This window comes from Anaerotruncus sp. 80 (assembly GCF_009936115.1).
GTDB classification, from domain to species: Bacteria; Bacillota; Clostridia; order Peptostreptococcales; family Anaerovoracaceae; genus Senimuribacter; species Senimuribacter intestinalis.
Map to the genome: position 1 here is coordinate 16450 of NZ_QWES01000022.1, position 13933 is coordinate 30382.

General features: G+C 41.2%; 17 protein-coding genes. 16 read left to right on the plus strand and 1 reads right to left on the minus strand.

Going from position 1 to position 13933, the window contains the following annotated elements:
- Nucleotides 1–2: 2 nt before the first annotated feature.
- The 7 genes from D1155_RS11650 to D1155_RS11680 all read left to right on the plus strand — a co-directional run bounded on the left by D1155_RS11650 (nt 3) and on the right by D1155_RS11680 (nt 5591).
- Complete coding sequence (locus D1155_RS11650) at nt 3–287, plus strand: hypothetical protein (RefSeq protein WP_160202586.1); 285 nt, start codon at nt 3–5, stop codon at nt 285–287.
- On the plus strand, nt 287–1120 hold the full coding sequence (locus tag D1155_RS11655) for a hypothetical protein (protein WP_160202587.1): 834 nt from the start codon (nt 287–289) through the stop codon (nt 1118–1120). The genes D1155_RS11650 and D1155_RS11655 overlap by 1 nt, the downstream gene beginning before the upstream one ends.
- An 18-nt stretch (nt 1121–1138) precedes the next feature.
- Entirely contained in the window at nt 1139–2290 is a 1152-nt protein-coding gene (locus D1155_RS11660; RefSeq protein WP_160202588.1) for a hypothetical protein, read from the plus strand.
- On the plus strand, nt 2287–2589 hold the full coding sequence (locus D1155_RS11665; RefSeq protein ID WP_160202589.1) for a hypothetical protein: 303 nt from the start codon (nt 2287–2289) through the stop codon (nt 2587–2589). Before D1155_RS11660 ends, D1155_RS11665 begins: the two co-directional genes overlap by 4 nt.
- A complete protein-coding gene (locus D1155_RS11670) occupies nt 2589–3926 on the plus strand; it encodes a hypothetical protein (protein ID WP_160202590.1) in 1338 nt (445 codons plus the stop codon). The genes D1155_RS11665 and D1155_RS11670 overlap by 1 nt, the downstream gene beginning before the upstream one ends.
- On the plus strand, nt 3916–4440 hold the full coding sequence (locus tag D1155_RS11675; protein ID WP_160202591.1) for a hypothetical protein: 525 nt from the start codon (nt 3916–3918) through the stop codon (nt 4438–4440). Before D1155_RS11670 ends, D1155_RS11675 begins: the two co-directional genes overlap by 11 nt.
- Before the next feature lie 290 nt (nt 4441–4730).
- Complete coding sequence (locus D1155_RS11680) at nt 4731–5591, plus strand: DUF5688 family protein (RefSeq protein ID WP_160202592.1); 861 nt, start codon at nt 4731–4733, stop codon at nt 5589–5591.
- A 157-nt stretch (nt 5592–5748) separates the two neighbouring features.
- Here D1155_RS11680 and D1155_RS15675 read toward each other — a convergent pair whose 3' ends face one another.
- Entirely contained in the window at nt 5749–5910 is a 162-nt protein-coding gene (locus D1155_RS15675) for a hypothetical protein (RefSeq protein ID WP_207709529.1), read from the minus strand.
- A 272-nt stretch (nt 5911–6182) separates the two neighbouring features.
- Between D1155_RS15675 and D1155_RS11685 the strand changes: the two genes are divergently transcribed.
- The 9 genes from D1155_RS11685 to D1155_RS11725 all read left to right on the plus strand — a co-directional run bounded on the left by D1155_RS11685 (nt 6183) and on the right by D1155_RS11725 (nt 13577).
- Nucleotides 6183–6449: a hypothetical protein gene (locus D1155_RS11685; RefSeq protein ID WP_160202593.1), complete on the plus strand. Its 267-nt coding sequence runs from the start codon at nt 6183–6185 to the stop codon at nt 6447–6449.
- Nucleotides 6450–6497: 48 nt separating this feature from the next.
- Entirely contained in the window at nt 6498–6641 is a 144-nt protein-coding gene (locus D1155_RS11690) for a hypothetical protein (RefSeq protein WP_160202594.1), read from the plus strand.
- 66 nt (nt 6642–6707) lie between these two features.
- On the plus strand, nt 6708–7007 hold the full coding sequence (locus D1155_RS11695; RefSeq protein WP_160202595.1) for a hypothetical protein: 300 nt from the start codon (nt 6708–6710) through the stop codon (nt 7005–7007).
- Nucleotides 7008–7320: 313 nt separating this feature from the next.
- Complete coding sequence (locus D1155_RS11700; RefSeq protein ID WP_160202596.1) at nt 7321–7770, plus strand: JAB domain-containing protein; 450 nt, start codon at nt 7321–7323, stop codon at nt 7768–7770.
- A gap of 165 nt (nt 7771–7935) precedes the next feature.
- A complete protein-coding gene (locus D1155_RS11705) occupies nt 7936–8358 on the plus strand; it encodes a hypothetical protein (RefSeq protein WP_160202597.1) in 423 nt (140 codons plus the stop codon).
- 209 nt (nt 8359–8567) lie between these two features.
- Nucleotides 8568–8975, plus strand: a complete 408-nt coding sequence (locus D1155_RS11710; protein ID WP_207709530.1) for a hypothetical protein — start codon at nt 8568–8570, stop codon at nt 8973–8975.
- Entirely contained in the window at nt 8972–9259 is a 288-nt protein-coding gene (locus D1155_RS11715) for a hypothetical protein (protein ID WP_160202599.1), read from the plus strand. Before D1155_RS11710 ends, D1155_RS11715 begins: the two co-directional genes overlap by 4 nt.
- Nucleotides 9256–12270, plus strand: a complete 3015-nt coding sequence (gene mobP2, locus D1155_RS11720) for a MobP2 family relaxase (RefSeq protein WP_160202600.1) — start codon at nt 9256–9258, stop codon at nt 12268–12270. Before D1155_RS11715 ends, mobP2 begins: the two co-directional genes overlap by 4 nt.
- A 131-nt stretch (nt 12271–12401) precedes the next feature.
- The gene (locus D1155_RS11725) at nt 12402–13577 is read left to right on the plus strand and encodes an IS30 family transposase (RefSeq protein ID WP_160202601.1); all 1176 of its coding nucleotides are present in this window, start codon (nt 12402–12404) and stop codon (nt 13575–13577) included.
- The last annotated feature ends 356 nt before the right edge of the window (nt 13578–13933 follow it).

The window sequence follows — 13933 nt, forward strand, 5'->3', positions numbered from 1 at the left end:
AGATGGAAGGAAAAGTTTACATATCGGCAAAAGATGAAATGAAGAAAAAAATTAAACTGGCGATGGCAAAACAGTGGCACATTATTTACACAGATAATCTGCAGGAAGCAGACTATATTTTAATAGAAAAACAACCGGATGACAGTCTGTTGGATGCGCAGTTTGCAACGCTGATGGCAGCGCGGGAAGCGGATATCCCCGTTAGATACTTTAAATTGGAGAAAGAAAAAACGCAAATTGCTGCTATGAAAGAAACACGCAAGAACTTCGACATGGAGATTGAATAATGGGAAATATAAATGACAAGGTGGTAGAAGAACGCAATGCAAAGATAAAAAGGAGTGGCAACCGACTGCTGGTAAGCATCTTTATTTTGTTTATCGGTGGATATTTTTTCTTTTACACGTCTAATTTTTGGATGCCGCCGGCTTATGAGGATATCCAGGTCACGAAGATTGGCAGTACAGTTGAAAAGAATGACCGTAAGGTTACGCTATTGTCATGGACGTGGGACCAGGAGACTGCGAAGCAGGAGATTATATTAGATATCACAAACGGGTCAGCCGATGGTATTGACACGTATGCATTTGAGGCAGTGGACATTAACAAAGGGCAGCTGGATGTAGATGTAGTCTGCCAGGCACCAGACTTTGTGGTGCTTTGTATCAATGATGTGCCAAGCAGGTGGACCGAAATATCTTTACGTATAAAACTGCCGGAGGAGGTTAATCCGGAGGAGGTGACCTTTGATACGATTAGAATGTATACCTCAAAAGCAGCGATTGGAAACATGCAAATAAGGGAAGGAATGAATGAGAGAGCCTACAGAAAAATGGCATGCGACATTAGAATAGCGGGTTACAATGCACAAATTGATCAGCATCTTGTGGATATTGAATCATTGAAAACGACGATATCTAATGCAGAGAAAAGGATAAAAGAATTAGAGAAAGAGCAAATTTATCAGACTGAAAGCGAACAGGCAGATACACTGACCATGATATCATCTTTACAAAGCGAAGCTTCTGCAGCAAAAAGTGAACAAGAAAATGCAAAGAGAGAAATCCGCCAGCTGCAGGAACAGATTAATCTGCAGGAAAAGTTAAAGTCTACATATTAGAGGGAGGTGAAACGATCCATGGAAAATATTGTATTTATAGGAAGTCCAGTTGCAGGATACTTTGCCGAAGAAGTTGCCCGTGAGCGGGAATATGCTTATATGCAAATTGATGCAAACGCCCATATTAAACGGACGACCAATGATATTTTAGCTTATGCAGGATACGGAAAAAATCCCGTCAGTATTCTGATTTATGATGTTGACAGCTATATTGACAGCGCTGAGGAAATAGCATCGGAAATCGCCGGAACGGCCCGGACATTAAATGCCAAACCGATTATATATATGCCGTCGTTTTTACCAGGTGCAGCTCTACCGCAGGCGCTGCTTGCTAAAGACATAAAAAACTTTATTTTTTACGGCTCTGCAGCAGACCTGAAGGATCAGCTGCAAAAGAACATGGGAGGGTACTATGACGTAAATACACGCAAAGAAGTTGAAGAAATGGAGCGTGTTCAGGCAGAAGCACAAGCAAGAATTGACAACTTCCGCAGCATCGGCTTTGCAGGAACCCAGTGCCGCATCGGCACAACAACCCAAGCAATCCAGTGCGTGAAGTATCTACAGCTTTTAGGCTATACTGCCTGTTATGTCCAGCTGAATCAGACACAGTATTTTGACCTGTCCCATCGCAGCGGCAAAGTCAGGGCTGTATCTTATGTGGAAAAATGTGCAGCGTGGTATGACGAGCGCAAAGGTCCCGCCGTGGTTTATGGTGGGGTGGATCTATATGAAAGTCAGGAAGCACTGACAGAAGCGCAAGAAATCTATGACTATTATGTTTATGATTACGGCGCTGTCTTTGACCGAGATTTTGATCGCACGGCATATATTAAGGATGACGTCAAAATTCTGGTGGGTGGAGGTAAAGTGCAGGAGTATGATGCGCTGGAACGGATTATTGGTCTTCCGCCTTATGCCTCCTGCAGCGTGATTCTATCATTCATGCCGGAGGGCAACGATGATAGGAACGATGCCTTGCGGTTGCTCACAGCCGCAGGTGGTAATCGTCCCATTGTTTTTACGGGCTATACGCCGAATCCATTTGTATTTAGTGACGTAAAAATGTATGCAAAACTGTTGCCACTGGAGGAAAAAGTGATAGAAGAGCTGGCGGAAGCCAAGCTGCAGAAAAAGCGGTTTGCATTTAGAAAGAAGGTGAAAGCATGAGTTTGTACGGAAAAAAGGCTAATCTTGTGCAGGAGCGACAGGAGCAGGAACAACTGAAAGAAAAATATGGAATCGAAGATGAAACCCATCAGGTTGAAGTTAAGGTAACGAATAACACCGTGCATTATATTTTTTATGCCCTTGGTCTTACTGCAAGAGTAGCTGCAACGATTAGCATTGCGGTACTTGCTGCAACAGGCGTTGTTGCCTGGACGTTTCCTGCATGCCGTGAAGAAGTGCTTAAAGTGACATTGGAAGCATGGGAGTACATCGTGCAGGGCTTTAAAGGAGGTGCATGATGCCAAAAATCGTAAAAATATATCTTGTGGATCACCCACAAGTGAAACGAATGCTCATCAGCAAACTACAATTACAGTTAAAGCGAGGGGTATATGAAAAAATAGATGAAAACGCAATAACACGCCTATTGTATTTTGATAAAGAAATTATTCTGGAAAAAAGCATAATTGCGGATCCCGCATATATCGCTCTCAAAAAAATTGAAAATGCTATCGGCGTGCAGTATTATAACGCATTTGAACCAGGGTACAGCGGTGCTGTGCGCTTTGATGGCCTTGCCAAGAAGGCAAAGCTTACAGGGAAAATGGTTTATAGATGCGACCTTATGACGGCTGACTGGGATACGGATCAAGTCTACTCCTTTGATGTGCAAGAAGCTGATACGGTAAGATTTGCCTTGAAACAGTGGATCTGTAATAACATGACTGCGACTTATACAAGGTGTTTACAGGATTATGGTGTAGATTTACGTTATGATCCGGAAATATTTCCGCTACTTGCAGCCATCGCAAAGCAGCAGGATGCACAATCCGTCATAAACATGTCGGAATGGGGGAATACGACTCCTAAACCGTATAGCTATCTGGAACTGTTCTGTGCGCTTGACGGACAGATTTCTCAGGCAGATTTAACCGAAATTCTTTTTGATTTTTATGCTGCAGGGGTAATCTCCTGGCCAATGGCGGTGGGAGACGGTTTAATGGAGAGCATGGCTGAACGGATTTTACAACTAGATAGTCTGACGGGTACACCATGGCAGAAACAGGCGCTGCAGTATCAGTATCGCGATTTACCACCATACATTTGGAAAAATACTGATACTCAGTGTGGCATATGGGTTCTCAATGTACCAGGTTTTAACGCCCTATACGCAGAAATTCAGAATGAAAAGCAGAAGTTAGTGTTGGACACGCTTATTCGCAGACAGTTGTCTTTGTACGTTCCGGATCCAGCTCAAGTAGTGAACATGGGCACAGATATACAGACTCAAAAGCTGCATACAGCAGATAGCTTGGTGCGCTTGCTCAGAATTTATGCTGCAGGAAGTCAAGAGGAAATTACAAGTATTATGGGAAAACTGAGTGCTTGCAGGTACGTAATTAGGGAAGGCAAAGGCTATAAGATACGAGAAATTGATAAAAGTATGCTGCAGTATTTGCCACAGCCTTTGCACAACATGGACATCTATAGCCGTATATATCAGGCAATCCAGAAAGTAATTGATGGAAAGATAACAGAGGGCATTTACAAAGAGACCGTAGATTGTGTTATGCAACAGGATATTGTGAAGATGGAGAAAAGTCTTTCAGGGAGGAGAACGGTGAATGAAGTTTGACTTTGATATGAATAATGAACGAACACAGCGGAAGATTGGTATTATGGCTGTAATTCTTGGCATTATCCTTATTGCAGGAACAGGATTGTATTTCTTGTTTTCAGATGATAGTGATGCAGAAAAACAATTATCAGATAGCGCTGATCAGACAGAACAAATTGACAAGGAGATGCGACAAGCACTGATTGATGAAATTAATGCAGATGCCAGCGGCGAAGAAGAAATAGACAAAGAGAAAGCTAAAACAGTCATGGGACTGAGAATTGTTATTACAGATGAGATTCTGGATTTGTATCTGGACGGTAATGTGGAAAAGCTGCAGGAGGAAATGGTGAATTTTCTTGTAGAGTATGATTTCTACATGGATGTCACAAAGGCAACCTGCACGCAAATCGTCACTATGGATTATAAAAAGGATGTTGCCCATATAGAATTTAAGCTCAATGATCCGGCAAGAACCATCTTAACGCTGGAATACAAAGAACATAACAAATATGAGTTCAATTTCCGGTAAGGCTGGCCCTTGCCGGTCTTTTTTATTATATGAAACTTCTTGAAGTATTTTTCTTTTGTCTGTTCACTTGGTTGCTCATTTTATCACCTTCATTCGTTTCGACAAGGGGCGAGCGGTTGTAAAAATCATGGATTTTTCTCCACCGGCAAGTCTGCCCCCATTGCCTCATCTCACTACGGCGGGTCGCCTACGGCGTCCTTCTTTCGCAACTATCAAGTGAACAGCACGACAGTGCTTACAGTGCAGGCGTGCTAATTTTAAAAGCCTGATAGGCGGAAATGGAGGAAAATATGAAGAGTTTTGAAGAATTTAAGACAGAGGTGATGAAATGGATGCAGGAGAAGGCAAAGGAGCAAGATTATATTCTGTCGAAAGGACAGAACTACAAAGTCAACCAGCAGTTGGACTACGTAAGTCTTGGAAAAAAGCAGAATCCATCATGTCAGCCCATGGTATATGTACAAGATATGTACATTACATACCATGAGGAAATGGAGAAAGGTGATTATTCGAAAAAGGATATCATAGAGACTGTGTTAAGAAAATTTTGGGACATTCTCACATCCAGCTTGAAGATTGCGCAGGAATTTCCAAGCAATCTAGAGGATAAGACTAAATTAAAGGAACTGGTTATGTGTCAACTAGTAAATGCGGATAAAAACAGGGAGATGCTGAAAAATATACCACATAGAGAGTATCTCGACCTGGTTATCATCTATCGTGTCATGTTTGAAGATGAAAGTTCGGCACTGGTAACAAATGGTCTGGCAGGTGATATGGGCATGGAAGAGGAGGAACTCTATCAAATGGCAAGGCGAAATCTGAGTCGTATTTTGCCAATTAAAGAAAAAATAATGGCTAGTGAGGACAAGATTGATATGATTTTCGTATCTTCCAGCTTTATATATGGTGCGATAATTCTTTTGGATACAGAAAGATTGGGGCAAATCGCAGAAAGAATAAAGGGAGATTTTTATATTATACCTTCCTCTATTCATGAACTCATCATTATGCCGGCAAGTAAATGGAACAAAGAAACATTGGAGGTAGCACTTTGGGAATTCAATAGAACAGTAATTGAGCCAGATATTTATCTGTCAGATACTGTTTACTTCTACGATAGCCAAACAATGACAGTCAGAATCGCATAGGGAAAGGCTAATATGAGTAAGAGGGGAGAAATCCTCTCAATGCTCTGAAAATGAAAAAGCCTATATGAAAAAGCGCCGGACGAAGGATGCAGCCTTCGTCCGGAAATCAGGGCAGCAAATAGCAGCCCTGATAAAAAAGGAAACTTCACGAAGTTTTTTATCTATCTGACCACTTTTGGTTGCTCATTATATCACTTCCAGTCCCATCGGCAAGGGGCGAGCGGTTGTATTTGCCCTTAGGGCAAATCTCCACCGGCAAGTCTGCCCCCTGTGCCTCTGCTCTTTCCAGTGGGCCGCCTGCGGCGTCCTCTTTTCGCAACTATCAAAAGTGATCAGCCGGGGCTGGTCAGAAGGTACCGGCGGCGATGCCGGAGAAAGGAGGATAACAGGATGGACGGAATCTTGATACTGTTGGTAACAAGGTTCTGGCTTCTGTGGAGTGCATTTGCAGCTCTTATCCTATGTGCTATTGTTGATACAATGCATTGCAGAAAACGGGCAAGACGCAGAAAAACGCTATAAGGAAGCCAGGAAAGCAAAATGTGAGACAGCCGAGCCAGGGCGGAATATCCCTGGTAGAGAGGAGATAGCATGAATACAGTTGAAATTTACGCAAATTATGGGATTGAGATTAAAGAAATATATAATACGAACAGATTTCCAAATCATTATATGCTAGAGATGATGGATGGAAGCACTAGGTTGATTTATATCACCCCTTTTAGAAAGATTACAGAAAAGGATCTATTACCATGTACGTCGAAACCTAAACAGATGGGAGCAACAGCGGTAACTGATGAACATATCCTAAAGTGCTATGGCTTAAGAAAATGCAGTAAAAACACAAAGAAAGAGTAAGCCTCGAACTAAGGAACTTTAAAAGAAAAGATACGGAAGGAGGAAAAAATGTACAAATGGTACATAGTTGAAGTTGCAGACGGCAATGATGGTTTTGCAAGCGAGTTTGCAGAAACCGCAGAAGAAGCTGAGATGATGGCAATCAATGAAGGTTATGATGTGCTGTATGCACATACCGAAGATGAAGAATAGGACGACTATACTGTACTAAAGAAATGCAGCTGACCTACCGGCTTGACGGGGAGAAAGAAGGAAAATATGAAGATTGAAACAATAAATGCAACAGTTTTTGAACCCAAAAAGGAAGATGGACGTAAAGACACTGTGATTGCTAATATTAGCACTTATGAAGGAAAGAATCAGAATGATAAAGCTAGATACTGCTCGTGGCGTACAAGGTTTGTGGGTGAAGCCTATGAGAAGGCATTGGGTCTTAAGGACAAAGACCGAATTGTAATTAAGGCGGGAAAAGTAGAAAATAATTACAATAAGGAAAAAGAAAAACTTTATGTAATGGTGACGGTTTTTGACTTTGAGTATGAGGAAGAAAAAAGCTAAGGTTGAATCACTTAAATGAATGAAGGAACTGCTTGGATAAAATGAAGCGGTTCCTCTGATTTTTGTAAACAGTAGCTTTCCTGATCGGAAACCTTCTGATTTTTCTGTTCACTTTTGGTTGCTTATTATATCACTTCCAGTCCCATCGGCAAGGGGCAAGCGGTTGTATTTGCCCTAAGGGCAAATCTCCACCGGCAGGTTTGCCCCCTATGCCTCTGCTCTTTCCAGTGGGCCGCCTGCGGCGTCCTCTTTTCACACCTATCAAAAGTGAACACCGCAAGGTACTCACAGAAACAAGAAAAGGAGTGGAAACATGGTAGTAAAGAAATTTGAATTGTTGGTACAGGAAAGCATTGAGTGGGAACAGGATTATGACGTTATGTTAGATTGCAGTGAGAATGTTGCTGATTTTGCATTTCACGGTCTTCAGGCGCATACATGGGACAGAGAAAAGTTCATTGTAATTGCCTTAAATTCAAAAGCTAGGGTAATTGGGTATAATGTGGTTGCGATTGGGAGTTTATCTACAACTACGGTACATCCAAGAGAGGTTATAAAATTTGCAGTTATGGCTAATGCAGCAGCTGTTATCTTGCTGCATAACCATCCCAGTGGAGATGTAACCCCGAGTGAAGCAGATATTGAAACTACAGTGAGACTTTCAGAAGCATTGAAATTAGTAGGAATCAAAGTCCTTGACCACATTATCACGGGAGAAAAGGATAGCTTTCTTGCTTTGCATAGAGCAGGATATATTGAATAGATTAGGGTGTAAAGCGAAAGAAATCCGCATTGGAAAGAAAAGGTCAGGCAGACGCTATATTTACACAGCGACTTTCAGAAAAAAGACCGTGGCATATGGAAACTTGTATCTTGAAATTTTTAGCCGGAGCATTGCTCCGGCTATTTAGTAGGAAAGGAAAGAAAAATGTTTTTAACAGAACAGGAGTTACGAGATAGATTTTGGGAGAATTATAACTATTCAGGCAGAGCGATTTACCATCAGTTTGAAGCACCCATGCGCTATGGTGATGTGGATTTGATGACCATCGAAAAGTTCCAAGAAAGGTATCAAATCAATGCATTTGAGTTTAAATTAAACGATGTAAAAAAAGTCATTTTACAGGCAAAAGCCAATGTGGAGTTTTGCCATAAAAGCTGGATTGTCATGCCTCAAGAAAAAGCGCAGATTATCCTGAATCGGTATCGGAGAATGATAGAGGATGCCAAGCATGTGGGGGTTATAACGGTAGAGGAAGGCGGACGCTGGAATGTAATCCTACGTCCTCAATTTCAAAAGGAGATTGTATTAACGCAGCAGCTTCTGGAATTTTTGATGAGGGGGTGCTGACATGGACCTGAAGAGTCGTCTGTCCTTCGGGCATTCCTCATCGGTGGAAACTCGTCCTCTCGTTTTTTCTTTTATACTGGAAGAGCATAAGGGAAAACCGCTTGCACATTCTGTGCAACTCTGGCAGTGCCAGAGGTTTTCCTCGCTTGCACTTTTTCCTCATTATACAGAAATCATCTGTATGCAATAATCGGAAAGGAGCCCTTAACTTGGTACGCAAAAATTACATTTTATCAGAAAAGTCCTTAGAAATCATCCATCAAGTCATGGAAGAAAGGCATTTAAAATCAGAAACGGCGGCTTTGGAATATATCCTCCTGCAGCATAATGTGAGACAATCCATGGAAGAGCGTTTTGCCCAGATTATTTATGAGAGATATGCAGAAGTCCTGGAAAGCACCAGAGCTGCAGCAAGACAAACAGAGCAGGTTGTGCAGCTTACCCTTGACGCTGTGAATACAATCCTGATTGAAAGAGGATATACTGCATGCTATCCTGCAGACCGGGAACCATCGCCAGTGATAGAAGAATCCCAGCGTCAGTGGAAGCGCAAGCTAGAGCGTGAGAAGCAACTTAGAGATGACCGCAGACAAAAGCAAGGAGGCGTTAAGAAGTGAAAACGATTTATGTAAGAAACGTGGATGAACGTACGCATACCATGCTGAAAAAGGCAGCAAAGGAAAGAGATATCAGTATGTCAGAACTTGTGCGCCAGCTCATGGATGGTTATGCAATGCGTACAGAAGTGGAAAACCTTGACCAGAAATATAGGGCATTTGCAACCGATTTACTTGCGTTGCAGCGTGCAGAACAGGAGAATCTCCAAAGACTTGTTACACGCTGCGAACGTATTTTTGCAAAGCTAGAAGAATTGATAGATGAAGGGAGTGCGCAGTATTGAGTAATAAATCACCGGGCGTTGTTGTGGTGACGACATTTTGCGGACCGGATCAGAAATACTTTGCAGGTTTTATTTCTTATATTGATAGACCGGAAGCGGTGCGGAGGAAATACATTGAGGAGTATGACATCTTTGCCGGATATATGGACTACATGGGAAATCCTGATAAGTCCTTGGGCATGGATTTTGAAAAACCAGAAAAAATATCAGGTCTTTTTACGGCACAAAAGGATAATTTGAGCAAGGATGAGATACAGAGTCTAAAAACAGTATATACAGATGCACAGGACAAAGGCAGCCTGATGTGGCAAACAGTGCTGTCTTTTGATAATGACTGGCTTGCACAGATGGGCGTATATGACAGCACTCTGCAGATTTTGGATGAGAAAAGGATGCGGAATGTGGCCAGAAGCGCAATCAATAAAATGCTGGAGAAAGAGGGATTGCAGAACGGTATTTGGTCAGCATCGTTTCACTACAATACTGACAATATTCATGTGCATATCAGTACCGTAGAGCCAGTACCGATGCGCCCGAAAAAGCGGTATGAGCAGTACGAAGTCGTACAGGTGGATGGGAAATGGCAGTATAAGAAAGAATTGAATCCAGAAACAGGAAAGATGGAGCGGATACCTATCTTGGATGAAAAAGGAAATATTGTAGAAAAGGAAGAATACGTAGGTCGGTTTCGGGAAAGCAGTCTAAAAACGGCAAAAAGTACAATCGTTAGTGAGCTGGTCAATGACAAGGAATTGAATATCGAGATTAATAATTTAATCCGTCAGAGGTTGGTACAAAGTATGAAAGAGTATGTACTGTATGATGATAAAGAATTTCGCAGCCGTTTTCTTGCGCTTTATGAAAAGCTGCCGGAAAACAAGGGTGTATGCAATTACAGAAACAGTGCAATGTCACATCTAAGGACAGAAATTGACGATTTGACAGAGCTATATATAAAGAAATACCATGAGGGCGATTTTGAAATCCTACAGGCTAAATTAAGGCTGCAAGAGAATCGATACCAGGCAGCATATGGCGAGAATAATGATCCATACATGCTGAATAAACTGGATGACCTATATTACCGAATGGGAAATGCAATTTTACGGCAACTGAAAGATTATGATAAGTCTGTGAAGCAGACGGAAGAGACTATTCTGATGCCAGAGCCGGAGCCGGAGGCATTAGAACCTGACTGGCAAGAGGACGCACGGGAAAATGAAGAACAGGAAAAAGCACCGGAACCGGATTTGCAGGAAGAAATTTTGGGTGATTGTGATGATGTAGCAGCTGAGTTGTTGTTTGAACCAGAAAAGTTAAAGGAATATTATCTTAACTGGAAAGACGGATACAGTGAAACACGAGATTTGATATACGTTGACCATAATTATGCTGATGCGATGGAGACACTGCAGCAATTATCTCAAAATGGTAATGTCTTAGCTATAGGCGAACTGGGAAATATCTATCATTTTGGACGTGGTGTGGATCCTGATGAAGAGCTGGCCCAGTCATATTATGAAGAAGCGTTGAAAGGATTCATGGCTTGCTATGAAAGTAATCCTAGATATTGTGCCTACCGGATAGGAAAACAACATTTATATGGACAGGGAACTGAAAAAGATGCAAAAAAGGCGGCAATCTATTTGCAGGAAGCTGCAGATGAAGAACACAGTTATGCCATGTATTTGTTAGGAGGACTATACCTGCAAGGCAATGGAGTGGAGCGGAATGTGGATATAGCGCTGAATTATTACATAGATGCTGCAGAATTGAATAATCCGTATGCACAGTACAAATTAGGACAAATTTATGAACAGGGAGAAGTGGCTGATAAAAACGTAGAAAAAGCATATTTCTATTATGCAGATGCACTCTATGCATTTTTAAAACAGGATGGAAAAGATGATAATATGCTGTACCGAATCGGAACCATGTATCTAAATGGCCGTGGAACTGCGGTTGATTATAGATCTGCAGAAGCATTTTTACATGAAGCTGCAGAGTTAAATCATCAGCTTGCTATTTATCAGCTTGGAAGACTGCATCTTATGGATGAGAATCCAGAGAAAAATGTAGAAAAAGGAATTGAATATTTGAAGCAGGCTGTGGAGAATGAGAACATGTATGCGATGTATCAGTTAGGGCAGATTTATGAGAAAGGGAAAATTGTACAGCCTGATTCGGACGCATCCTATGCATTTTACGAAAAAGCCTTGCAGCAGTATTTGAAAGTAGAAGAAAAAGATGAAACATTATATTACCGAATTGGCATGATGTATCTTCATGGGAAAGGAACACCTATTGACTATGAAAAGGCTGTTGAACATCTCCAAGCATCTGCAGATTTGGATAATGCCTTGGCGATGTACCAGCTGGGGAAACTGTATCTTTCAGGTGAGGGTGTAGTAGGAGATGAGGAAAAAGCATTGGGCTATTTTATTAGCGCAGCTGATCATGATAATGCGTTTGCAGCATTCAAGGCAGGAGCCCTTTATGAAAACGGAATTGGAACAAGAGTAAATGAAGAGAAGGCATACCAATACTATCAGAGTGCGTTGCACGAATTTTTGCAGATGGAACCTAAGGATGATATGTTAAACTATCGAGTTGGCATGATGTATCTTCGAGGTCAGGGAACAGCTATTAACTATGAAAAGGCTGTTGAATATCTTCGATCATCTGCAGATTTGGATAATACTTTGGCGATGTACCAGTTGGGGACATTGGCAAAGCAGAGTGGAGATATTAACAGCGCAAGAGAATGGTATGCGAAATCAGCAGCTAAGGGCAACGAATATGCAGCTGCAGCTTTATATCGAATCGAAACGCCACAGCAAAGACATCGTATTTTACCTTATTGCCGTACGGATAATTATCAGTTACGTGAAGCATTGGCATGGCTGCGCAGGAGTCTGGATGACACATTGGAACATTGGCTGAATAAAGAGGATTATGAACAGCTGCAAAAGGAGATTACAGCTAAAAAGGAATCACAATTTGAAGTGTAGTTTTGTCTGCAGAGTAAATCTGGAAATGAATGGTAATGATTTTCTGTTATACTTAGTATAAAATACTTTTGAACCGAAGAGACAGTCGGTCAGATATAATTGGATATAGGATAAATTAATTGGCATGAAACATGAAGGGAAAGGTACAGGAAAATATGGGTATAAAGAAACCAGAACCAGGAAGTACAGAATACTACCAGGCCATGCGGAGTAGAAACAAAAGTGAAAAGAAAAAAAGTGGAGATCATTTAACCTGGGATGAAAGACAGACTATAGAACGGATGTTGAATAAAGGGATACATAAGCAGGTTATCGCGGATGCGGTTGGTTGCTGCTTAGCGACAATTTATAATGAAATACACCGAGGGGAATACGAGTATACTAGAACGGATTTAACCATTGAAATGAGGTATAGTGCAGAGATTGCAGAGCGGAAATATTGTGAACATTTGGGAAAGACCGGACCGCTGCCTAAAATTCTAAAGGATCCGGAAATGCGGGACTATATTGAGAACTCGATTTTGAAGAAGGATCGCTCACCAGAGGCAGTGCTGATTTCTAACGAATATAAAGAAAAGGGGTTTGCGGATCCGGTTCTGTCACCTAATACTATATATAAAGGTATTGATCAGGGATTTTTTAGGAAACTAAAACGGTTGGATTTGCCGGAAGGTGGATATCACCGCATGAGGCATGATGCCGAAAGAAAAAAGAATCGGGAATGTTCTGCGAGAAAAAAGGAAGAGGAAAGAACTATTGAACATCGACCGCAAGAGGTTGAGGAACGAGGAATTTTTGGACATTGGGAAGGGGACTGTGTTCTGGGAAAGCAAATTAATAGAAAATGTTTACTGGTTCTGATTGAACGTGTTACACGTATGACTATTATAGAAGAACTATCATATCATACTGCGGATGAAGTAAGGAAAGCGATCAACCGAATTGAGAAACGCATGGGGAGAGCGTTTTATCAGATATTTAAGACGATTACAGTAGATAATGGCAGTGAATTTTCTGATTGGAATAGCATGGAACAGGCATTGTATCGTAAAGGAAAGAGGACGGATATTTACTTCTGCCATCCAAATTCTCCACATGAACGCGGAAGTAATGAATGTAACAACAAAATGGTTCGACGACGATTTCCGAAGGGTTCAGATTTTGACCGGACGGTGAATTGCCATTCTGTTAAAGAAGCCGAACGATGGGTTAATGATTATCCAAGGAAGATTTTTGACGGAATTACGGCTTCGGAACGATTTGCTGAAGAACTTAAAAAACAAGGGATTGTTCTGAAGGCAGTTTAGTCGCCGTAGGATAAGTGGATAAGCAGAATGCGTTTGAAGTGGCTTAAAATGTGACTTCTATTTAGTATACATTTTTATGGAATCTGTAAAATCTCTTCAAATAAAGTTAGTTATCATTTTACGTGTTATGAATTATTTTTTTGAATTCCTATACATAAATTCATTTTTTTAAACGAAATTTTAATGAATTTAAACCCGTTTTTACTTGCTGTAAAATATTTTCTAAAAAAACCTTGACATCTGCGTAACCTGAAAACATTTGAAAATACACGTTTGAAGGCTTGACAAAAATGTGCGGGGGGGGGTATAATACTTTTGTAAATTCTAACGAGAAAATCGCCATTAGGCGGTGATAA